Raw genomic sequence first — 24,491 nt, 5'->3', positions numbered from 1 at the left:
TTTGGAAATTGTACTCTAGCTTGAGTGTGATTAATCTGTTTCTTAAGTTGTATCAACCTGAAAATTTATAAGGAAAATAAAATGAAAATTCAAGGAAAAGTCTGTGTGGTCACGGGTGGTGCATCGGGTTTAGGCGCTGCGACTGCACAACATTTAGTTGCGCAAGGTGCAAAAGTTATTTTGGTTGATATGAATCAAGAACTTGGGCAGCAGCTTCAACAGCAATTGGGCGAAAATGCAGACTTCGTAGCTGTAGACGTGACCGATGAAAACCAAGTACAGCAGCTTTTTAACCATATTGAGCAAAAATACGGACAGTTAAATGGCTTGGTGAATTGTGCAGGCATTGCACCGTCTGCCAAAGTCTTGGGACGTGATGGTTTGCATGATTTGGCAATGTTCCAAAAAGTGCTGAATATTAATGTCACGGGCAGTTTTAATATGATCCGTTTTGCGGCACAACTGATGGCGAAATATGACTTAGCCGCCGATGAAGAAGAGCGTGGTGTGATTGTGAATACTGCTTCGGTTGCAGCATTTGATGGGCAGATTGGACAAAGTGCGTATTCTGCATCGAAAGGTGCAATTATGGGGATGACGCTGCCTTTGGCACGTGAATTGGCACGTGAAGCCATTCGGGTGATGACGATTGCCCCTGGTATTATGGAAACCCCGATGCTGAAAGCATTTCCACAGCATGTGCAAGATGCTTTAGGGCAAATGGTGCCATTTCCACCACGTTTGGCAAAGCCTGAAGAATTTGCGCAATTGGTGGGTCATATTTTTGAAAATGGTTATTTAAACGGTGAAGTGATTCGTTTGGATGGCGCAATTCGTATGCAACCGAAATAAGTTATGACGATGCTATCTCCATAAAATAGCCTAAGCAAAAATTCAAGTATTGAAAAACTGGATACTAAAAAACCGTTGCAATACAGCACAAGGATGTTGCGCGCATTCCTGACAAAAACAACATCTACCATATACACAGAGGGTCACCATGATTTTAAGCCATGAACAAAAAATGATTCAGGATATGCTGCGCAGTTATGCACAGGAAAAGCTTAAACCAACTGCAGCAGCACGTGATAAAACTGCTGAATTCCCTGCAAAGGAGTTAAAGGAACTAGGTGAGCTAGGTGCTTTGGGCATGACCGTTGCAGAAGAATGGGGCGGTGCAGGTTTAGATTATGTATCTCTCGTTTTAGCCTTAGAAGAAATTGCTGCGGGTGATGGTGCAATTTCAACGATTGTGAGTGTGCAAAACTCATTGCCATGCGGAATTACACAACGCTACGGCACAGAGGCGCAAAAACAAAAATATTTAACTAAACTGGCAACAGGCGAATGGTTAGGCTGCTTTTGTTTAACTGAACCACAAGTCGGCTCTGATGCCAGCGCGATTGAATGTAAAGCTGAAAAAGATGGCGAGGATTGGGTTTTAAATGGCACCAAGCAGTTTATCACCACAGGCAAATATGCAGATGTTGCTTTAGTTTTTGCTGTAACGGACAAAACTGCGGGTAAAAAAGGCATTTCCTGCTTTTTAGTCCCGACGAACACACCAGGTTATATCGTGGCACGTTTAGAAGACAAAATGGGACAGCACTGTTCCGATACCGCCACCATCGTGTTGGAAAACTGCCGTATTCCTGCAGAAAACCTATTGGGGCAAGAAGGTGAAGGCTACAAAATTGCACTCTCTAATTTAGAGTCGGGGCGTATTGGTATTGCCGCGCAATCGGTGGGTATGGCGCGAGCAGCTTTAGATGCAGCCGTGGACTATGCCAATGAGCGTAAAGCTTTTGGAGTTGAAATTGTGCAACATCAGGCAGTCGCGTTTCGCTTGGCAGATATGGCAACACAGATTGAAGCTGCACGACAGCTTATTCTACATGCCGCAAGCCTCAAAGATGCAGGCTTACCGTGTTTAAAAGAAGCATCTATGGCCAAGCTTTTTGCTTCAACCATGGCAGAGCGTGTGTGTTCAGATGCGATTCAAATACATGGGGGCTATGGCTATGTATCTGATTTCCCAGTTGAACGTATTTACCGCGATGTGCGCGTTAGCCAAATTTATGAAGGTGCATCCGATATTCAGCGTTTGGTGATTGCACGTGAAGTGACTAAGCGTTAAAGCTGAGTATCTAAAACTTTAGTCGGTGTCCAAAGCTTGCAAGGTTATTGCAGGATGTGGAAATTGAGAAAATGTTCAAATCATGTTTAGCTAACTTGATTGAAAAATACGCGAAGATCATGTCGTGATTGCGTTGCATGATCGACTTCAACACAGCAAACCTAATTTAAATTTTAAAGAGCGATTCAATCCTAACTTGTAAAAACGGTTAAAACAATAACGCATATTGCTGCAAATGAATTGCAGTGTCATCAGTTTAAGACGGAGCTTAAAAGAATGAAAACTTTGCAAGAGGCATATCAACAGTTTGATATTGAGCAACTGATTCAAACCCAATTGGCAGGAACGCCAACGGCACTTAATGCCTATGAAGAATGTTGCGGACGCTATACGGGTACTCACCAAACTGCCTTAATTTGGGAAGGCAAACACGGTCAAACTGCATCGTGGACATTTGATCAACTGGCAGAAGCATCTGGAAAATTGGCAAATTATTTTACTCAACTGGGCTTAAAAGCAGGTGATTGTATTGCAGGATTATTGCCGCGTACGCCTGAATTGTTAATTACGGTTTTTGCCACATGGCGCATTGGGGCAGTGTATCAGCCTTTATTTACAGCCTTTGAATCTAAAGCGATTGAGCACCGTATTCAAACTGCAAAGACGCAGCTCATTGTGACCAATACTGAGCAGCGTCCAAAACTAAATGCCTTGTCTAATGTGAAAATTTTAACTGTGGACGCAGCAAATCAAGCTCAAAACCATGATACAGATTTTTGGCAAGTTCTAAGCACTCAAGACACTTACTTTGAAACCGTGTATCGCAGTTTTGAAGATGATTTTCTGATGATGTTTACATCAGGCACTACGGGTTTAGCTAAATCTGTACCTGTGCCTTTAAAAGCCATTGTGGCATTTAAAGGTTATATGCAGCATGCAGTCGATTTAAGAGCAGAAGATTCATTTTGGAATTTAGCCGACCCTGGTTGGGCTTATGGCTTGTATTACGGTATTACAGGGCCACTGAGTTTGGGGCATAGCATTATTATGGATGAACGTCCATTTAGTGTTGATCATGCACTGGAAATTATCCGTAAATATCAGGTGAGTAATTTAACAGGTTCACCAACCGCATTTAGAATGTTCTTTGGTTTTAAAGAAAAGTTTGATGGTGATATTCAACGACATCTGCGTGTGGTTAGCAGTGCAGGCGAGCCGCTCACACCAGAAGTGATTCATTGGTTTAAGCATGATTTACAAGTCAATATTTATGATCAATATGGACAAACCGAATTGGGGATGGTGATTGCCAATCATCATGCACTGGAACATCAGAAAAAAGTAGGTTCTGCGGGTTATGCTATTCCCGGACATCGTTTCGCGGTTTTAAATGCACAGCATCAGGAAGTCGCTCACGGCGAAATTGGCACACTTGCACTGGATGAATCACAATCGCCTTTAATGTGGTTCAAAGGTTACGATGGGGATGACCGTAAATCATTTGTGGGACAGTATTATTTAACGGGTGATACGGTACGTTTAAATGAATTTGGTGGGATTGATTTTATTGGTCGTGCAGACGATGTCATTACAACTTCGGGTTATCGTGTCGGGCCTTTTGATGTAGAAAGTACTTTGCTTGAATGTGAGGAAGTGCTTGAATCCGCAGTAATTGGTAAGCCAGACCCAGAGCGTACAGAAGTGGTAAAAGCCTTTGTGGTGTTAAAAAATCAATATCAACCAAGCACTGCATTGCAGGAAAAGCTGCAACAGTATGTGCGTTCACGCTTATCGAAACATGCCTATCCTAAAGAAATTGAATTTGTCAGCAGTTTGCCTAAAACATCCAGTGGAAAAATTCAGCGTAATTTATTGAAGCAACAAGAAATTGCAAAACAAAATGCTTTTAAAAAAGTGAGCTAAATTCAGCCAATAGGCCCTGTTAATTATTGCGCCATAAGAAAAACGCCATTCATACAGATTGGCGTTTTTAAATCTGTATTCTTTATTTAAACCACCCGATTATGCAAGCACGAACTCAATCGATAGAAAATGTGTGCATCATATTGGTGATGTGATATTTTCAACTTTATGCTGACACAATGAACAAGGCTGCATGTACTTCGATTACGATAAAAGCATGTAGGCAGCGCAATACATATTGGGGGAGAACATCATGGTAACAGCTCATTTAAATTTCACGCAGCCGTCAAAGCGGATATTTACGAAGTCGATATGGATGGGCGCAGCTTTACTGTTGTGTGCCTCTGGCAGTTATGCACAAAACTGGAACCCAGCGCCAACTGCTGAAAGTACAGCCTATTCCAGCTATCCAGCAGCAAAAACGCCACAAAAAAATTATGCAGTCTTTGCCGAATACGCCAATTTTGAAGCAGATTTTGACAGTGGCGATACAGTAGAACTAGATGGTTTTGCTTTGGGTGTTTCCACCACGCCACATCGCTCAGGTTTTTATGGCAGATTGGAATTCTTAAAAAACAATGAATACGATTTGGATTATTATGAATTCAATATGGGCGGGAATTTAAACCTGATCAGCTATCATGGTTTTTATTTCAATACATACGCAGGTCTAGGTTATAGCGGCGCAAGTTCAAAGCTGCTTGCCAATGATGTCAATTTTGTCACTTTACCTGTGGGCGTAGAAGTCGGTTTGAACTTTGTTCCTGATTTCTCGATTTACGCCACTGCCGGTTATAAATGGTTATATGACAGCACCTCGAATACCACCTGTAAAGATGGGACAACCTCAGACAAAGTCGGGAATACGGCATGTTATTGGAATGGTGGAATTGCTTATTATAACGAATATATAGGCGATGCCGATGGCGTTACTTATAACGTAGGCATGCGGATGTACTTTTAAGCAAGTCGTTGCACATCTCCCATCTGTGCAAATACGCAACAATTCAACCGCCGTCATGGAGGTTTGCTTTGAATAACCGTTATACTTGGCGTTTTGGTTTTGCAGAATAGGGTATTTTCTTGGAAAGCATATTCGATACTCAGTTGGAATTGAGCGATGCAGAAATGCATCTATATAGCCGACAAATTTTATTGGATGGCTGGGATATTGAAGCACAAGAAAAATTAAAACTTGCCAATGTACTCATTGTAGGTTGTGGCGGGATTGGTTGTTTAAGCGCAGAATTACTAGCGCGTGCAGGCGTAGGTAAAATCACCCTGATTGATGCTGATGTGATTGAAACCAGTAATTTGCAACGACAAATCGCCTATACCCCCGCAGATTTAGGCTTTTATAAAGCCGAAATTCTCGCAAAAAGATTAATGCAAATTAACCCTTATATCGAAATTGTCAGTTTAACCACGCTGTTAGATGCGAAAAATGCAGGCACTTTAATTGCCCAGCAAGATTTGGTTTTAGATGGTTGTGATAATTTCAGTACCCGATATTTGGTCAATCAATATTGCCGACAATTGAATGTACCTTTACTCAGTGCCTCTGCCATTGGTTTTCAAGGGCAAATGTTTATGGTCGAAGGTGACTCTGCTTGCTATGAATGTCTGTTCCCGAAAGAACAACATGCCAATGAAAGTTTGCGCTGCGCTGACAGTGGCGTATTGGCAACCACTCCCAACGTCATGGCCAGTTTACAAGCGCATCATGCCTTATTGTACTTGGGTTTAGGCAACACCGCGCTGAAACAAAAGCTATTACTTTGGGATGGTTTAAGCATGAAACAACGCTTATTGTCGTTTGATCAAGACCACAACTGTCCAGTTTGTCAGGCAAGATAGCCTTTTTACTTGGCAATTTTTTGTTAAACTCTCACTACTTTAATATGACTCAGACATGATGAAAAATAATATCTGGTTAGATGGTTTACGTTCAGTTGCTCGCATGGGTGAAACTGCCGTAGTGGCAGCCAAAGCAGGCATTAAATATGCCACTGAAAAGCCAAGTAATGCCAAACTCATGCGCGAAACATTTGAATCTTTAGGTTCAACCTACATTAAACTTGGGCAGTTTATTGCCAGTACACCGTCATTGTTCCCACGTGAATATGTCGAAGAATTTCAAGGTTGTTTAGACCAAACTCCAACTTTACCGTTTAGCTATGTACAGCAAGTATTGGCATCTGAATTTGCAGGGCGCAATTTAGATGAAATATTTGCCTCAATAGATGAAAAGCCTTTAGCTTCAGCATCTATCGCACAAGTACATGCTGCAAAATTGGTGAGTGGCGAAGATGTAGTGATTAAAGTGCAAAAACCGGGTGTAGAAACCATTCTCTATACCGATTTAAACGTCTTGCACTGGGCGACTAAACTGCTCGAAAAAGCTGTACCTAAAGTCAAATTTGCGTCATTGGCCGATATTGTCGAAGAAATCAAAACCCGTATGGTGCGTGAAGTCGACTTTATTGAAGAAGCACGTAACCTAGATGATTTTATTAATTATCTGAATTTAACCCAAAATACAAAAGCCACTGCACCTAAGGTCTATCATCAATATTCCACCCGTCGCGTATTGACCATGCAGCGTTTGTATGGCGTACCTTTGACCGATTTTGACGTGGTGAAACAAGTATCTAACGATCCATCGCAAGTGTTGATTACTGCCATGAATACATGGTTTGGTAGCTTGATGATGTGTAACAGTTTCCATGCCGATTTACACGCAGGCAACCTGATGTTGCTTGAAGATGGGCGTGTCGGCTTTATTGATTTTGGTATTGTTGGACAGCTGAATCCTGAAGTGTGGACTGCATGTATGGCTTTTATGGATGCTCTACAAAATACCAACTACACGCTTATGGCTGAAAATATGCTCAAAATGGGCATGACCGACAAGCAAATTGATACTCAGGTTTTGGCAGCAGATTTAGAGCGTTTATTTAGTGGCGTATTGCTGGCCGATCCTCAAGAGTTGCTGACTTCTAACCCTGCAGATTTAAATGACATTATGCTCGATATGGTTGCTGTGGGTGAGCGTCATGGGATTCGTTTCCCGCGTGACTTTGCTTTACTGTTCAAGCAAATGCTGTACTTTGACCGTTTCATGCGCGTTTTAGCACCTTATACCGATATTTATGCCGATCAACGATTGCAGATGGTACAAAGCATTGATCCGAATTTGTTGTTAAAGCATTAATTATCCATATTGGGCGAATCAAGCCTTCTGGTTGCATGTTTTAAAGCCACCGATCTTTTGTTTTATGAGTTCAGTGTGGCTTTAAAATACGGCAAATATCCCTTTCAATAGACAGAGATAGAAGGATTTAAAATGAAATATAGAGTGTGGTCATGGATGCAATTATCATTGAAGGCTTAAAGGTAGAAACAGTCGTTGGCTGTTTTGCATGGGAGCGTCAGATTCAACAACCGCTTATGTTGGATTTGATTATTGCCACCAATTTAAGCCAAGCTGCAGCTTCAGATGAGTTGCAAGACACGCTCAATTATGCAGAAATTTGCAGCATTTCAGCGCAAGTGATTCAGCAGGCTGCGCCCAAATTGATTGAGCATGCCGCACAATTGGTATTGGATGCACTTTTTACGACTTTTGCCGCCATTGAATCCATTACCATCACCATTCGCAAACCTGCCATTATTCCAGAAGCCAATTCTGTAGGAATTCGTCTTGAACGCCACCGAAACGATTTTTGCCCTCGCTCTGGCGAGTAACTGCGAAGCACCGCGTCAGTTTAAAAATGCCTATCAGCAAATTGCTGCATTGGGTGAAGTGCATTTTTCGCACATTTATCTGATTCCATGCCGTGATGGAATTGGTGCAGACTATTGGAATTCTGCTTGTTTGCTAAAAAGCCGTTTAAGCTTTGAGCATCTAAACGTCATCCTTAAGGAATTGGAAGTTGCAGCAGGGCGTGTGCGCCCATCGCATGACATTCCGCTGGATATTGATATTATTGCGTGGGGTGAAAATTTAGCTCAAATGCAATTCAATCCGAAAAAAATGCCACTTGCTTTAGATGTTAAAATTCCAATGTGGGATATTTGGCAAGATGAGGCTTTTGTGCATTCTGCGCATGACTATCCCATTGTGAGTTGTGAAGAGTAAATCAGCCAGTAAAATTGGCAGATCAGTGATGCATTTTTAAATTTTGGCTGTGATACGTGATCTGATTTCGGCTTACATCATTGTGTCATATCTTGCTGATATGTTTGTATGAAAAACCATCAAAAATAATATTTTTCTGTATTTATACGGCTTTGCACTTAAAAACTATCCACAAAATCTGCGGATAAATCTTGGGATAACTCAAGATCGGCTCTTTCTCTGTTATTTTTTGATCGTTTTAATCGAGATGTTTTCTATTCCAATGACATAAAAAAACGCCCACAATTGTGAGCGTTTAAGTGTTATCAATTCATTAAATATAATAACTGGTCTTGGTCATGAGCTTGGAAATCGCAGTCATGGTCAAACGTACAGGTACAGGCAAATCTACACCACCTGCTTTGAGCGCCGTATCGCGATGATGCAATTCATCTTCATTCATTTGGACTAGAATTTTACGTGAACGATCATCTTGTTCAGGCAATTGGCTAATATGATGTTCTAAATGCAAGCTGACTTGACGTTCAGTTTCTGCCACAAAACCCAAACTGTATTTATCGCCCGCAATACCTGCAATTGCACCCATCCCAAAAGACAAGCCATACCATACAGGATTAAGCAAACTGGTGTGACTGTCTAACTCTTTTAAGCGGTCTTCGCACCACGCCAAATGGTCTTGTTCTTCAATTGCAGCCTGTTCCATTTCACGACGTACATTGGGCAATTTCGCAGTTAAAGCCTGACCGTGATATAAGGCTTGTGCACAGACTTCACCACTATGGTTTACTCGCATTAAGCCTGCAACATGACGTGCTTCACTCACAGCCAATTTGGTTTCAACCGTATTGCCCGGGTTTTCACGTTGAGCCGAAGTTGTGCCAGGTACTAAACTACGTAAGGCTTGGTCAAATGAATGAATAAACTTGTCGATGCCTGTGTAATGACGCATGAAATTAATCCTCCAAAGAGTTCTGTGCAGTATCTAACATTGGCTTGAGCTTTAACAAGAGCCAAAAGGTGAAAACAGCACTTAAAACAGCCGTAATACTAAATAAAATTTTTAAATCAATTTTTAAAATGCTTAAAATTAAAATCGAAAAAATGGCAGATGACACCATAAATACCGCATTTAAAATATTGTTGGCTGCGACCACACGTGCGCGGTGCGAGCGAGGGGAATAGGCTTGCATCATGGCATACAAGGGCACAATGTAAAAACCGCCACTAATGCCCAGTAAAGTGACTGCACACATGACATGATAATAACTCCAGTCTTGCTGAAAGACTTCGGCTAAGCCCAATAGCGCACCTGTTTTTTCTGGTACAAAAGCCAATGCGCCTGCCAAATAAAAAGCAAAGACGGTTAAACCGACTGCGCCAATAGGCACCATTTTAATATTAACGTCTGTACCGCCTATTTTACGGCAGAGCAAAGAACCCACACCGATACCGACAGAAAAGAGCGTCAGTAATAAACTCACCACGTTTTCAGAAGCATGCAAGTTTTGTTGAGTGAGTTGTGGAATTTGGGTTAAATACGTTGCCCCATAAAACCAATACCAAGAGTTTCCAAGTAAGATCAAAAAAATCATCGGCAGGCTTTTGGCATATTTTAAAGTCTGGAAACTGGTGCGGAAAAAATTCCAGTCAATTTGAATGTCGGGTGCCGTGACGCGCTGCGTCAGCACAAAACGACTTGAGGCATAACCAATTAGTGCAATAATCACCACAGTTAAGCTAATCCAGACTAAATTGCCTGCAGATACCGAAATCACTGCACCGCCTAAAATCATCCCCAATAAAATTGCAATGGATGTACCTGACTGGAAAATTGCATTGCCCGACATCAGTTCATGCGGTTTGAGTACTTCAGGCAAAATGGCATATTTGATTGGGCCAAAAAAGGTCGATTGTGCGCCCATTAAAAATAAGGCAATCAGCAATAGCCACAAATTTCCTAAAATAAAACCAACGGTACCAATCAGCATGATGACAATTTCAAGCAGTTTGATGGCACGCACCAATTGGGCACGTTCATACTTGTCTGCTAATTGTCCTGCGGTGGCAGAAAAAATAAAATACGGCAAAATAAACAACAAGGCTGCTAAATTATTCAAGGTGCTGACATTTGCAGATTGCTGGCTAATCAGACCATAGGTAAAGACTAAAAGCAGCGCTTGTTTATACACGTTATCATTGAGTGCGCCAAAAAATTGAGTGAGAAACGTCGGCAAAAAGCGACGACTCCTCAACAAATGTTCATTTTTTTCCATGCGTGATTAACTTCGTTTAGTTTTATTAAGAAATGTGACCGCTTGATATAATAGTACAGAAAATCATGTATGATGTTTCAAGTCTTTTCACTGATGAAAAAATCAAATAAATTGGTGTTTGTACGCGGGTTCATTGGGGTTTTTCCATAAAAATTAAATCAGTTTAGAGTTTTTTATGCTTATAAATACAAACTTTAAAAAATCAGTACTGTGTTCCAGTATGCATGCAATTTTATGCTGGAATATGCCGAAAAAGCTCGGACTAAGTCTGTTTTTAGGTTTAGTTGCATCCTCAAGTTTTGCAGAAAGTCTTAAGGTATCTAACTCCAACACCCAACTCGCTGAAAATCCTACATCACTGCAGACTCCAACTACAGAAGAAGCACAAAATTTAGCTGAAGAAATTAAACAACTGGCAGCAGCACAAGGTAAAGACAGTGCCCAAGATCTACAAAAAATAGAAGAAGCTTTAGAGCAAGCGCAAACACCTGAATTTAATAGTCTAGAAATGCTGCAACAGCAACAACAGGCAGGGGCATCTTTTGCTGAATTTCAGCCTATCGAATTTGAAGACTTAGAAGATTTACCCATTGCACCTGTAGATCAGCAACTTGCCAATGAAATTTTTCAAGTAGCCCAACAAGCTAAACAAGAAGCGATGCTAGACCGCAATGGTCAAGAGCCTGAAACATTGGTGCAAAATGCGACACAGCAGGAGGTGCTACAAATTGATCAAGCGCCTGTAAATGTTGATCAACTCATGACAAGCATTCAGGCAGACAGAAATTTCGTAGTGGAAGCCAATCCTTCAGACACTTTGACTGAATTGGGTTGGATGACGCAGGTCGAAAATGCCGATAAACCCGGTTTTTTCAGACGTTTACTGTATAGAGTCCGTCCACCGCGTGAGCTAAACACAGCCAAAGTGCCGCGTATTAGTGCCGATGTAGTCATTACCGCAAATGGCGCTAATGGTACACAAGACTCAATTGGAGAAGTGTCGCCCGATGCTTATCGTGCAGCGGTAGATCAGTTAAGTGCCAATATTAAGGCTAAATTGTCCAGTTTTACCCAGGAATCTTTTGCAGATTTTCCATCTGCATTGCCACAATTACGTACGTTGTCAAATCAGGCTGCGCAAGCGGTGGGTTTCTATAATGCCGAGTTTAAGTTTGAAAAACTCAGCGATAGCCGCGTGCGAGTGCATGTTGTGCCAAATCCACCTGTGGCGATTAAACAGCAAAATATTGAATTTACAGGCGAAGGACAATACGAGGCACAATTTCAGGTTATTGGTGTCTTGCCTGATCAAGAAGTAGATGATGTGTTGAACCATGGTTTGTATGAACAAACCAAAAAACGCATTACTGATGCAGCTTCAGATAACGGTTATTTTGACAGTTACTGGCGTCTGCATGACGTGAAAGTCGCTCAACCTCAAAATACAGCCGATATCAATTTACGTTACGAAACAGGTGAGCGTTATAAACTCGGTAACGTCGAATTTCGTATGAGCGATCCAAACAAAGAATTTCCTTTGGATATGGATATTCTGCAAAGTTTGGTCACTTGGCAGGACAATGCCGACTATACTTTTTGGCGTGTGAATGGTTTGGCCAATAATCTCACCAACTCGCGTTATTTTAACTACACCTTGGTGGATACAATTCGCCCTGATCCTGTAGAGCATCCTTTGGAATTACCGCCTGATATTCAGGCTTTGGTCGATCAACAAAAACTCTCCGTTTACGAGGCCACAGCAGCCGATCAAAAACGGGTGGTATCATCTCAGGAAGTGACACAATCTGTGGTGAACGAAGCTGAGTTTGCAGGCACAGAAGAAGGCACCAGTAATGATAAATTGCGCATACTACAAACACAGCAAGAAGATAAACAATCGGAAGAAGAACGCTTAAAACAACAGGCACGTATCGACAAAAAAATTCCTGTGATTGTGACTTTAAATGCAGACCGCTTAAATAGTGCCGAAGTCGGTGCAGGTTTTGGAACTGACACAGGCGTGCGTTTGCGTGGGCAATATCGCCGTGCCATTGTCAATAAACGTGGTCACTCATTCGATGCTAACTTGGAGCTTTCGCAAATTCGTCAAGCCATTGATGGTCGCTATAACATTCCTTATAACCATCCACTGAATGATTATGTTGCTTTGGTGGGTGGTTATGAGCGTGAAGAACGTGACGATGTTGCACAAGGTGGTGGCTTGATGATTGAGTCTGCGGTTGCAGGTGTTGACCGTGTGATTAAAAAACCAATGGGCAGTTGGCAACATGCTTTTGGTTTACGTTATCGACTAGATCGCTTGACCGAAGATGGCCCTGTGTTTTTAACAAAAGAACGTGAAGCGTTTATTGCCAATGGAGACTTCGAGCAACAATCGTTATTACTTGGCTATGAAGTTTCACGTACCGACAGCAACCGTCGTGTTAATCCAAGCAAAGGTTTCCGTCAAATTTATAAAGTAGAACTAGGAAGTGAATCACTGCTCAGTGATGCAGATTTAGCCATTCTGAATGCAGGTTGGCGTTTTATATACTCCTTGGGTGAAAACGACGACCATCAGTTTGTCGGGCGCAGTGACTTAGGTTATATCTACACCGAAGATTTTAATAAAGTGCCGTATAACTTGCGTTATTTTACCGGAGGCGACCAGTCTTTACGTGGCTTTGACTACAAGTCTTTATCACCACAAATCGAAGGCTTTAAAATTGGTGGTCAGGCTTTGGCAGTAGGTTCATTAGAATATAACTATCAATTTAAAGAGGGTTGGCGCGCAGCCGTATTTAGTGATTTTGGTAATGCTTACGATAAAGACTTTAGCAACGACACCGAATATAGCGTAGGTCTAGGGGTGCGTTGGGCATCACCGATTGGTCCAATTCGGATAGATGTGGCTTCTGGCATTTCAGATGACAATCATCCAATCCGTTTACATTTCTTTATTGGCTCTCAACTATAAATTTAAGACTTAGAGAACATTATGGCTGAAGTTGAACAGCAACCAGAAATTCCAGTAACGCCACCTAAAAAGCGTCGAATATTCAGGAGTGTTTTACTGTCACTGCTGTTGATGCTGGTGTTATTGGTGTCCGCTTTGGTGTTGATGTTCTCAACAGACCGTGGCTCAAAGTTCTTATTAGATAGTGTATTGCAGCGCCAAGAAATTATTCAATATGAATATGAAGGCGGTAATTTATGGCGCGGGATTATTTTGCGCAATATCATCGTCAGCTTAAAACCTGTTGATGTCAAAATTGACCGTGCCGATGTCATTCTTGGTTGGCGTGCCATACTAGATAAAGAAATCCATCTTAACCGTGCCGATGTGCGTAATCTGCGGATTTATCCAAAAGGCCCACCGAGTGATGATCCATTCAAATTCAATGAAATCCGTTTACCCTTTGTTTTGCGTTTAGATACTGCCGATGTCGATCATTTATTGATTCAAACCGCTTCTGGAACTCAGGTCGATTTTTACGATATTCATTTAAACAATGCCTTATGGTCAGGCACAGAGCTTAAATTTGAAGACTCCAAGATTGATATGGAGTATTTGAATGTACGTAATGCCACAGGCAATATGAAGTTTGAGGGTAAATATCCGCTTAATGTGGTGGGGGTTTTAAATATTCCATCTTTACATAACAGCTTAAATATTCACGATATTAAAGTGGTTGGCAAAGGCACGCTCGATACAATTCAGGCAGGTGTTGCAACAAATACGCCTGACTTGCTCACAGGTTGGGTGGTGTTGCACCCTATGCGCAAACAAGTGCCAATGTTTGGTGAGTTACAATTTAAAGATTACCGTTGGCCGATTTTGACCGAGCAGGAACTTTTTACTCAAGCGGGCGCAGCCAAATTTAAAGGCGACATTAACCGTTTAGATATTGATGTCAATACGGATTTGAGCGGTAAACACATCCCTAAAGGTCAATATACAGGTCTGATGTATACCGATTTAGTTCATCAACTGAATATCAGTAATTTAAATGCACAACTTATGCAAGGTGCTGCCAATGTAGCGGGCATTGTCAGTTGGGATAAAAAAGTCAATTGGGATTTAACAGGACGTCTGGATAAAATTAATCCTAAAGATCCACTAATTCCTCAAGTGGTCAAAGACTTTTTACCGCCAAGTTTAGATGCCAATTTAGCATCTAAAGGTCATTTGGAAAAAGGCACACACTTAACTGCACAAGTCGATTTTGACCAATATGAAACTTGGAATTTAAAACTCGATCAAAAACCTGCGCAGGGCAAAGCGGCAAATCCGATGTTGCTTGATGTGCGCTGGAACAACATAGACCGTGCTGTGCCGTATGTGGGTTGGTTGAAAAGTGAATCGGGTGATGTGCAATTGGCCTTGGTAGAAGGTCAGCAAGATATTTTTGTGGCGAGTAAAGTCAGCACACATGAAAAAACCATGTTACCTGCGGGCATGTACCAAGCCAAATTGAATTTAAAGAATAATCGTTTAAATATTCCTAATTTTAAATTTGATACTGCAGATAGTCATTTGGCAGGCAGCGCCGTCATTGATTTACCAACTGATAAACGTCAGTTGAAATGGAATGCGGTATTGGCTGCGAAAAACTTTAATCCGCAAAGTATCAGCACCGCAGCACCTGTTAATGTGTTAAATGGGCAGTTTAAAGCCAATGGTTTTGCATTGCCGAATCAGCAAATTATTCATTTGAAAGACATTAATTTGACAGGGCGTTTGGTCAATCAAAATGAAAACGTACATTTAACTGGGCAAAGCACCATCGCTTTATTGTTCCATGATGTGAAAGCTGGTGGTGGCTTTAAAAGTTTTGCCGTGAATTATGATGGTGGGTTAAATGCCAGTGCCATTCAAGGCAGTGAAGGACATTTAAAACTAAAATTATCGGGTACGCAGGAACTAATTAAAATTAGCGACTTACGCCATAAAGGTGTTGCAGGGCAAATTGTGGCGGATGGTTTGCTGCATTTGAATCAGGGGGTGAGCTGGAATTTAAACACTTCTTTAATTCGCTTTAAGCCGCACTATTTTGTGTCCAGTGTACGTGGTGAATTATCGGGCAATATTCGCACTCAAGGTATTTGGTCAGACACTCAAAAACGGATCAACATTGAACGTCTGAATTTGGCAGGCATGCTCAATAATAAACCTGTACGTGGTACGGGGAATTTAGCCATGTTGATTGATGCTAATCAAAAAGGCTTTTTACCACAACAGTTTGAAGCCAATAATCTATTTTTGTCTTATGCCAAAAATCAGTTACAAGCAACGGGGAATGCACAAAATCTGCGTATTAAAGTCAATGCGCCTGCTTTATACGAAATCTATTCAGGTTTACGTGGACGTGCGTATGGCTATATCAATGTGCAGTCGCAGCCACGCTTACAAGCCACTGCCAATTTCGCTGTTGATCAGTTCAGTGTAAATAATATTTTCAGCGTGCGTAAATTGCGCCTACAAGGTGAATTGCCAACCTCTGAAAATACGCCAACGCTGATGACGGCATCCATGGAAAATTTACGCAGTGGCAACCGTGGCATCGAGCAAGGGCAGATTTCTTTAGCAGGTACACGTCAGGCACATATTTTAAAACTAGAAGCCGAAAATAAGCTGAGTAAGTTTTATGTACAATTGGCGGGTGGTTTAAATGCACAAAATGATTGGATGGGACAAATTCAGAAAGGAGATTTTGACGCCTTAAGAACCCACTTGGCACAGCGCCAAAACGCGGCCGTGATATATCAACATAGAACCAGTGAGTTGTATGTTGGTGCGCATTGTTGGATGAGTCAGCAAAGCCAATTGTGTTTTGATCAACCTATTCGTGTGAGTAAAACCAAAGCCAATGCATCATTTGTGACTCAAAACTTAGACTTAAATGACTTTTCTGCATTTATGCCTGAAGGTTTGGCGATTACAGGCAAGGTTAATGGGTATGCCAAAGCGGCGTGGGCAAAAGGACAGAAGCCAAAAATTGATGCACATTTGGTCACACGTGATGGCGTCATTGGACTTGCTGCGGACGATCCACAAGATATAGGCTCAACCTTGCGCTATGAACAAGTGGCTGTGGTCGCAAAAAGCATTACCGAAGGCTTGAAATTACGCATAGATGTGAAAACACCTGAAATTGGTACAGGTTATGCCAATGTGCTGATTGATCCTTACACTAAAAACATGCCAATGCGCGGTGAAATTGCCTTTGATCAGGTACAACTTAAAGTTTTTAAACCGTTTATTGCCGATGTGCGCTCAATGGCAGGCATTTTGTCCTTTGCTGGCAAGATCAATGGGACTTTAACTTCACCATTGCTCACAGGTGAAATTCGCCTGAAAGATGGTGCGATCAGCATGATTTCGTTACCTGTAAATCTGACCAATGTGCAGGTCTATTCCTCTATCCGCCAAGATCAAGCCAGCATTAATGGCGCATTTAACAGCGGTGGTGGTGTAGGGCGTTTAACGGGCAGTGTGGATTGGAAAAATGATCCGCGTATTCAGTTAAATTTAAACGGTAAAGACTTATTAATTCGTCAAGCACCGCTAATTACTGCAATGATTACGCCAGATGTATCCTTAGATGTTTTACCTTTCCAGAAAAAACTGAGTTTAAAAGGACGTGTAGATGTACCTCGGGCTTTAATTTCTATGCCTGAAGTGTCTGCACCTGTGGTTAACGTGTCTTCGGATGTGCGTGTGGTACATGAAGGACAAGATCAACTGGCATTATTACGTTCAGCTCGTCCATGGGATATTCGTGCCGATCTTGAATTGAATTTGGGTGATCGGGTCATTTTCCAAGGTTTTAATAGCCGTATTCCACTGATTGGACGTTTGTATTTATCTCAACGTGGTTTAGAAACTGCGATGCGTGCCAATGGTGCGATTGGGGTCAGCCAGCGTGTGAAAATTGAAGCCTATGGACAAAGTCTGGATTTGAACCGTGCCATTGCGCGTTTTAATGGCCCAATTTCTAACCCAACTTTAGATATGGATGCCAATAAAAATGTACAGGGCAGCATGGTCGGCTTTAGAGTTACAGGCACAGCCAGCAGTCCGAACATTCAAGTGTATAACGATGCAGGCTTATCTGAACAAGAAGCATTAAATGCTTTGATTACAGGTCGTATCAATGAAGGTGCCAGTGGTTTAAGTCAGACCGAAAGCTTTAAGTCAGACGTCAACAATACTATTGCAGCGGCAGGTATTAGTATGGGATTGGGTGGTACACGTGCCTTGACCAATCAAATTGGACGTACATTCGGTTTAAGTGGTTTGGCACTTGATGCCCAAGGTACAGGCGATGATACCCAAGTCAGTTTGACGGGTTATATCACCCCAGACTTGTTTATTCGTTATGGCGTGGGGGTTTTCACACCTGTCAATAAGTTGACTTTGCGTTATCAAATGAATAAACGACTGTATTTGGAAGCCAGCCAAGCTTTAGAACGCGCAGTGGATATTTTCTATAACTGGCGCTTCTAACGGCAACCTCACTTAAAAATGCGTTCTATCAGAGCGCATTTTTTAAGCTTGTGCATGGATAGTTTCGTATTTATGTCAACTTTTGATTATCATAAGCACAACAGGAGAGCTTCAATGAAAAAGATTTTGGTGGTGACTGCAGTGCTTGCATTAATGGGTTGTGCAGAAAAGAAACCCTTAACCCCTGAAGAACAATGGCAAGGCTATTGCCGAAGTGTTGGCAATGCTGCGCGTACCATCATGCTAGATCGTCAAAATGCGATTGAAAAAGAACGTGCCATTGAGCATGCCAATAAAATTGAAGATGACATTACCCGTAATTTTATCTCAGAGATTATTGAGCAAGTATATGCATTGCCACTTGAAGAAATTAATGGTGATGTTGATGCGGCACGTGAAAAAGTCCGTACGCAATTTACTGAAAAATGTATCGCGACCCCGCATGATAAAATGCCTGATTACAAACCGTTCTAAAAGAACGGTTTTTTTATGAATTAAAATTGAAATATGTTTTGTACCTCTATATCTTTTATCAAAAATAGCCTAAGTAAATCAAGCGTCTAAAACTAAAATAAATAACAAATAAATTGTGACAAGTTCTAAATCTTAAAACTGGCAAAGCTTATCTTTTTCATGAATAATTAAAAAGATAACAAAAACAGTAGGAGCGCATAATGGAAGTGGTTGCTTACCTGCATAATGCAGATTTGCTCTTAGAAGATGAACAAGGTGTCGCGGTAATTGGCGGCAGTCATTATGTTTTAAGTTTAGGTGATCGGGTGTATTTACGTCAGCAAATTGATGCACCTGCAAAGATATATCAAGTTCAAATTTCATTTACCAGTGCAGAACACTGTATGCTGCATGAAGATGAAATTCAACTCAAGTTTGAAGGTAGTCGCGAACAATTACAGCACTATCTTCAAGCTACGACAGTACACTAAGGTGGAATATCATTCACTCATTAGAACAGGCAACATGAGTGTTGCCTTTTTTACGAGTTAAACTTTAGGCGAAAAGTTAGTGTACATACAGACAAAGTTGAAATTAAGTCGTGTTTTGTCTGTAAATTGAACAATATGCGCATCATTTAGTTATAAAATAATGGGCATCACAAAGAAACACTCTAGTTGCATTAACTTTTAACCGGAAGTTTAGTAAAATTTTGCAGTCCATATTGTTTGTGATGCTTTAAAAGCAGGAATTCACAAATAATTTTTTAAAAAAGAGGAATAACACCGTGCTAGAAGCTTACCGCCAACACGTTGAAGAACGTGCCGCACTCGGAGTCCCACCGAAGCCACTTGATGATGTGCAAACAGCTGCATTAGTTGAATTATTAAAAAATCCACCAGCAGGCGAAGAAGCTTATTTGGTTGATTTGATTGAAAACCGTGTACCTGCAGGTGTTGACCAAGCGGCATACGTTAAAGCTGCTTTCTTAGCTGCTGTAGCAAAAGGTGAAGCAACCTCTCCACTCGTTTCTAAAGAGCGCGCAGTTTATTTACTAGGTACAATGCTTGGTGGTTATAACGTAGCACCTTTAGTAGAGCTTTTAGACAATGCTGAATTGGCTGGCTTAGCAGCTGAAGCATTGAAAAACACTTTGCTTGTATTTGATGCGTTCCATGACGTAGCAGACAAAGCAAAAGCAGGTAACGAAAACGCGAAAGCAGTTTTACAATCTTGGGCTGATGCTGAATGGTTCACTAGCCGTAAAGATGTACCTGAAGAAATCAAACTTACAGTGTTTAAAGTTACTGGCGAAACCAACACTGACGACTTGTCACCTGCACAAGACGCATGGAGTCGTCCAGACATTCCATTGCACGCAAATGCAATGTTGAAAAACGTACGTGATGGCATCAACCCAGAAGTTCCTGGTGAAGTTGGTCCATTAAACCAAATCAAAGACCTTATCGCGAAAGGCAACCAAGTTGCTTACGTGGGTGACGTTGTTGGTACAGGTTCTTCTCGTAAGTCTGCAACTAACTCTGTACTTTGGTTCTTCGGTGATGAAATCGCGCACATTCCAAACAAAAAAGATGGCGGCTACTGCTTAGGTGGTAAAATTGCGCCAATCTTCTTTAACACAATGGAAGATGCGGGTGCTTTACCAGTAGAAATCGACGTTTCTAATATGAACATGGGTGATGAAATCACTCTTAAAATCGACCATGCTGCTGCTAAAGTAACAGCGTTCAAAGACGGCGCACAAATCGCTGAATCTGAACTTAAAACTCCAGTGCTTCTAGACGAAGTACGTGCAGGCGGTCGTATTAACTTGATCGTTGGTCGTGGTTTGACAGCTAAAGCGCGTGAAGCTTTAGGTCTTGCACCATCTACTTTGTTCCGTACTCCAGTACAACCTGAAAACACAGGCAAAGGCTTCACTCAAGCTCAAAAAATGGTAGGTCGCGCTTGTGGTCTTCCAGAAGGTCAAGGTGTTCGTCCAGGTACTTACTGCGAACCTAAGATGACTACTGTTGGTTCTCAAGATACAACAGGTCCAATGACACGTGACGAATTAAAAGATTTAGCTTGTTTAGGTTTCTCTGCAGACTTAGTAATGCAATCTTTCTGTCACACAGCTGCGTATCCAAAACCAGTTGACGTTCAAATGCAACACACGCTTCCTGACTTCATCATGAACCGTGGTGGTGTTTCTTTACGTCCAGGTGACGGTATTATCCACTCTTGGTTAAACCGTATGCTTCTTCCAGATACAGTAGGTACTGGTGGTGACTCGCATACTCGTTTCCCAATTGGTATTTCTTTCCCAGCGGGTTCTGGTCTTGTAGCGTTCGCTGCAGCAACTGGTGTTATGCCACTTGACATGCCTGAGTCTGTACTTGTGAAGTTCAAAGGTAAAATGCAGCCTGGTATCACTTTACGTGACCTTGTACATGCGATTCCTTACTACGCAATTAAAGAAGGTGACTTAACTGTAGAGAAGAAAGGTAAGAAAAACATCTTCTCTGGTCGTATCTTAGAAATCGACTTAACAGAAATGGAAACTGACTTAACAGTTGAACAAGCATTTGAATTGTCTGATGCTTCTGCTGAGCGTTCAGCTGCAGGTTGTTCTATCACACTTTCTGAAGAGAAAGTTGCTGAATACCTTCGTTCAAACATCACCATGCTTAAGTGGATGATTTCTGAAGGTTATGGCGATGCGCGTACTATGGCTCGCCGTGTTGAGAACATGGAAAAATGGTTAGCGAACCCATCACTTCTTAAAGCTGATGCTGACGCTGAATACACTAAAGTGTATGAAATTGACCTTGCAGACATCAAAGAACCAATCCTTTGCTGCCCGAACGACCCAGATGATGCAAAACTTCTTTCTGACGTTCAAGGCGACAAAATTGATGAAGTATTCATCGGTTCTTGTATGACAAACATCGGTCACTTCCGTGCTGCTGGTAAGTTATTAGACAAAGTTCCTGGTGGTTCTTTATCTACTCGTCTATGGTTAGCGCCTCCAACTCGTATGGACGAGCGTCAACTTATGGAAGAAGGCTTCTATAACACTTACGGTAAAGCGGGTGCGCGTACAGAAATGCCAGGTTGTTCATTATGTATGGGTAACCAAGCACGTGTAGCACCGAACACAACTGTAGTATCTACTTCTACACGTAACTTCCCGAACCGTTTAGGTCAAGGTGCAAACGTTTACTTAGCTTCTGCTGAGCTTGCATCTGTTGCAGCGGTACTTGGTAAGTTACCAACACCAGAAGAATACCAACAGTACGCTTCTCAAATCGACAGCATGTCTGCTGACATCTACAAGTACTTGAACTTTGACCAGATGGAAAGCTACACAGACGCTGCTGCGAATGTAGACACCAAGAAAATTGCTGCTGCTCAGTTGACCTAAGTTAGGAAAAGCAAACGCAAGAGCAAATCTATGATTTGTTCGAGTGTTGAGCGATAAGCAAGATCAAATAAGGGCTAATTATTCAGCCCTTATTTTTATGCGTAAAATTTCAATCTAATAATGAATGACATTTAAAACAGCATAGATTGTGATATTTCAGCTTGCCTAACTGATTTAAAAATAGGGGCGCAAGCTATGAAATAAATTAGAATTTAACTTATTAAAACAATATAAATTTGCATATCAATACCGTTTGTCATAAAATAATGTAAACTGCGTCACAAAATATGGTGGATTAATGCTGGTATTCAATTTTAATTATAATTTTTGGTAAAAACTTTATTGAAATGAACTACTTAGTTTTAATTTTAATGAAATTGGATATTTTTTAATAACTTACTATAATGATTGTAAAATTATGTAATTAAAATGTGTCATATTATTAATGCATTGACCAATTAAAAAAATTTTGCGTCTCTCTTTAAATATGAAACTGGGTTGTTTTTATGAATTTAATAGAAACAGTTTTTGACTTTAAAGCGCTTTCAATGCAGCAGCAATCGTATTTTTTTGAAAAAATTTATCAATTCGATCAAAAAATCTTTCCAAATTCGAGTTTAGAAGAATTTAAAGCCTTTGTTTATGACCCCGATGCAATCGCAGTCACGGTTATTCAATATCATGATCGAGATCAAGTGGTTGGGCAAAATGTTATTCCTTTTATTTTGATTCATTATAATGAACAGCCTATGCATGTGGTCAATTCACGAGCGGGTTTTTTGTCTGAATATCAAAAACAAAATTTGACGATTCCAAGTGCAGTCAAAGCCATGTTGAATCGACGCTTAAAAAATCCATTTATTCCATTGTGGTTTGTGATTAGCATTAATCAACCGAAGATTTATTCTTTGTTTGCTTCGCGTTCTAAAAGTTTTTTCCCAAGAGTCGGGAAAACTATGCCTAAGGAATATCATGAAGTTTTGCAGCTTATGGCGGCACGGTATCCTGAAATTCAAAAGCGCGGTGAAGGCGTATATGTGCATGAAACTCATTCTCCAGCACGAAGTTTTGAGCAACTGATGCATTTGAGAATTCCGCAAGATGTACATTCCAATTTCTTTTTGCAGCACGCGCCTGATTATTTTGATGGTTGGGGCATTATGTGTATTTGTAAATTAGACGGTAAAACTTTATCTGAAACGGCACTCAATTTAGCACTAAACAGAAAAGTGGATTAGGTGCTTATCACATCGAAAAACTGTAATCCTCTGTACGTATCCTGTTGACTCTATACTGCAGTAGATCATGAATTTGGGCAGTGATGGGGTGTAACCATCATCTTCACCAAAGTTTTATTGAGTGAAATAATGATCTTGATGTTTGCAGTTGCGACAAAATAAGGACACATAATTTTCTGCGTCATAATCGACAGTCAGTTCATCCGATCCGCAGTGCATACAGCGTTTAAGTGAATAAAATTTAAGTCGTGCTTCAATTTTTCGCCAAGAACGCCACACAGGTTGAAAGAAAATCCTTTCGTCATAACCCAAAAAGCGGAAGAATAAAATTTCGCTCATATAGCTGAAAGGCAAATTAGGCGGGCGTGGCAGGGTAGAGGTCTCCCATTTTTCAGCCACTGACCGTTCTCGGTATTGCTGCACAGTCTTTTTCAGTAAATTGGTATTAATAAAGTTTTCATTACGCGGTTTGAGTGCTTTTTGTTGGTATAAAAATTCCAAAGCAGTTTGCACCAAGTAATAAATTTGCCCAACCGCCAAGACATCTAAAAGTCGGTAGCAAAAGCTCTGAAAACTATGGTTGCCCGCAATTTGTATTCCCCAAGTCCGACAATAAAATTGCATAAACTGCACAATCTCTTGATACAGCAATAAATACAGCGCATCTTTGACTTCATCTGCTGTTTTGAACGGTGTGCCCATACTCAGATTTTCATAAAACCAATAACGTAATTGTTGTGCAATGCTGAATAAGCTTGGTTCAGAATAACCATCTAAACGGACATTGATATAATATTGCTGCGCATTTTCGGCAAAATCTTTGGCAATTAATATTTGCTCTTTTAGCAAATGTTTGATCATGCCGTGCTGGAAAAAATAGTTGGGGGTAATATTTAAATACTTGATTTTTTCCCAATCTATAAATTCTTCATGTGGAATATGTTCCTGTGCATGCTGATCTAAAATACTCAATAAAAATAATTTATCTATAAAACGCAGCTGATTTAATTCGCGTTCAGGTGCATCCTGTTTTTTGAATTTTTGTTGTTCTTGCAAGCGGGTTTCCGCCATGATTTTTTTGCGTTGTTGGGTACAGCTTGCGCAATGACAGTTTTGTTGTTGGCTATTTTGAAAGATGCGATGTTCACAATGACTACATTGGTGAAAATTTAATTCCTGCTCATATTGTTCTGCTTCTACCCAATACATAGATGCCTGACACAAAGGGCATAATGTGCTTTCATCTAATTGTTTTTGCAGAATTTGTAGCATTGTGAAATAGAAGCTCAAGTAAATCGTGATATGTCATTATACATGGCTTGTGTACTGAAAGGTGGAAGCTTCTGTGCTTTTGATCATCATCAAAATTAGCCTGTGTTGGTCGTATTT

General features: G+C 41.0%; 17 protein-coding genes. 14 read left to right on the top strand and 3 right to left on the bottom strand.

The window, feature by feature from the left end; genetic code table 11:
* Positions 1–81 precede the first annotated feature (81 nt).
* The 8 genes from C3Y93_RS03735 to C3Y93_RS03700 all read left to right on the top strand — a co-directional run bounded on the left by C3Y93_RS03735 (position 82) and on the right by C3Y93_RS03700 (position 8,201).
* Positions 82–852: a 3-hydroxyacyl-CoA dehydrogenase gene (locus tag C3Y93_RS03735; protein ID WP_104852117.1), complete on the top strand. Its 771-nt coding sequence runs from the start codon at positions 82–84 to the stop codon at positions 850–852.
* 148 nt (positions 853–1,000) lie between these two features.
* Positions 1,001–2,137, top strand: coding sequence for an acyl-CoA dehydrogenase family protein (locus C3Y93_RS03730; RefSeq protein WP_004973203.1), 1,137 nt, complete (start codon positions 1,001–1,003; stop codon positions 2,135–2,137).
* Positions 2,138–2,413: 276 nt separating this feature from the next.
* The gene (locus C3Y93_RS03725; RefSeq protein ID WP_104852116.1) at positions 2,414–4,060 is read left to right on the top strand and encodes an AMP-binding protein; all 1,647 of its coding nucleotides are present in this window, start codon (positions 2,414–2,416) and stop codon (positions 4,058–4,060) included.
* A gap of 253 nt (positions 4,061–4,313) precedes the next feature.
* Positions 4,314–5,024, top strand: coding sequence for a hypothetical protein (locus tag C3Y93_RS03720; RefSeq protein ID WP_158660383.1), 711 nt, complete (start codon positions 4,314–4,316; stop codon positions 5,022–5,024).
* Between the two features lie 164 nt (positions 5,025–5,188).
* Complete coding sequence (locus C3Y93_RS03715) at positions 5,189–5,917, top strand: HesA/MoeB/ThiF family protein (RefSeq protein WP_104853237.1); 729 nt, start codon at positions 5,189–5,191, stop codon at positions 5,915–5,917.
* Positions 5,918–5,975: 58 nt separating this feature from the next.
* The gene (locus C3Y93_RS03710; protein ID WP_026438367.1) at positions 5,976–7,274 is read left to right on the top strand and encodes an ABC1 kinase family protein; all 1,299 of its coding nucleotides are present in this window, start codon (positions 5,976–5,978) and stop codon (positions 7,272–7,274) included.
* Between the two features lie 152 nt (positions 7,275–7,426).
* Entirely contained in the window at positions 7,427–7,807 is a 381-nt protein-coding gene (gene folB, locus C3Y93_RS03705; RefSeq protein ID WP_004973210.1) for a dihydroneopterin aldolase, read from the top strand.
* Positions 7,764–8,201, top strand: a complete 438-nt coding sequence (locus C3Y93_RS03700; protein ID WP_004973211.1) for a 2-amino-4-hydroxy-6-hydroxymethyldihydropteridine diphosphokinase — start codon at positions 7,764–7,766, stop codon at positions 8,199–8,201. The genes folB and C3Y93_RS03700 overlap by 44 nt, the downstream gene beginning before the upstream one ends.
* A 313-nt stretch (positions 8,202–8,514) precedes the next feature.
* Here C3Y93_RS03700 and coq7 read toward each other — a convergent pair whose 3' ends face one another.
* Together coq7 and C3Y93_RS03690 are read right to left on the bottom strand one after the other, a co-directional pair.
* Positions 8,515–9,150, bottom strand: a complete 636-nt coding sequence (gene coq7, locus C3Y93_RS03695; RefSeq protein WP_004973212.1) for a 2-polyprenyl-3-methyl-6-methoxy-1,4-benzoquinone monooxygenase — start codon at positions 9,148–9,150, stop codon at positions 8,515–8,517.
* Between the two features lie 4 nt (positions 9,151–9,154).
* Positions 9,155–10,474, bottom strand: a complete 1,320-nt coding sequence (locus tag C3Y93_RS03690; protein WP_104852114.1) for an MFS transporter — start codon at positions 10,472–10,474, stop codon at positions 9,155–9,157.
* 175 nt (positions 10,475–10,649) lie between these two features.
* Between C3Y93_RS03690 and C3Y93_RS03685 the strand changes: the two genes are divergently transcribed.
* The 6 genes from C3Y93_RS03685 (at position 10,650) to C3Y93_RS03660 (ending at position 23,102) form a co-directional block, all read left to right on the top strand.
* Positions 10,650–13,451: an autotransporter assembly complex protein TamA gene (locus tag C3Y93_RS03685; protein WP_104852113.1), complete on the top strand. Its 2,802-nt coding sequence runs from the start codon at positions 10,650–10,652 to the stop codon at positions 13,449–13,451.
* Positions 13,452–13,472: 21 nt separating this feature from the next.
* A complete protein-coding gene (locus tag C3Y93_RS03680; RefSeq protein WP_104852112.1) occupies positions 13,473–17,984 on the top strand; it encodes a translocation/assembly module TamB domain-containing protein in 4,512 nt (1,503 codons plus the stop codon).
* A 114-nt stretch (positions 17,985–18,098) separates the two neighbouring features.
* Positions 18,099–18,458, top strand: a complete 360-nt coding sequence (locus C3Y93_RS03675) for a hypothetical protein (protein ID WP_104852111.1) — start codon at positions 18,099–18,101, stop codon at positions 18,456–18,458.
* Between the two features lie 200 nt (positions 18,459–18,658).
* The gene (locus tag C3Y93_RS03670; protein WP_004973220.1) at positions 18,659–18,928 is read left to right on the top strand and encodes a hypothetical protein; all 270 of its coding nucleotides are present in this window, start codon (positions 18,659–18,661) and stop codon (positions 18,926–18,928) included.
* Positions 18,929–19,224: 296 nt separating this feature from the next.
* On the top strand, positions 19,225–21,864 hold the full coding sequence (locus tag C3Y93_RS03665; protein WP_096900892.1) for a bifunctional aconitate hydratase 2/2-methylisocitrate dehydratase: 2,640 nt from the start codon (positions 19,225–19,227) through the stop codon (positions 21,862–21,864).
* A 506-nt stretch (positions 21,865–22,370) separates the two neighbouring features.
* Entirely contained in the window at positions 22,371–23,102 is a 732-nt protein-coding gene (locus tag C3Y93_RS03660) for a hypothetical protein (protein ID WP_004973230.1), read from the top strand.
* A 114-nt stretch (positions 23,103–23,216) separates the two neighbouring features.
* Here the strand turns inward: C3Y93_RS03660 and C3Y93_RS03655 are convergent, their stop codons facing one another.
* Complete coding sequence (locus tag C3Y93_RS03655; RefSeq protein ID WP_004973232.1) at positions 23,217–24,374, bottom strand: hypothetical protein; 1,158 nt, start codon at positions 24,372–24,374, stop codon at positions 23,217–23,219.
* Between the last annotated feature and the right edge of the window lie 117 nt (positions 24,375–24,491).

This window comes from Acinetobacter sp. SWBY1 (assembly GCF_002946595.1).
GTDB classification, from domain to species: domain Bacteria; phylum Pseudomonadota; class Gammaproteobacteria; order Pseudomonadales; family Moraxellaceae; genus Acinetobacter; species Acinetobacter towneri.
The sequence above is the reverse complement of the archived record's forward strand: the minus strand, read 5'-3'. Positions and strand labels throughout refer to the sequence as shown.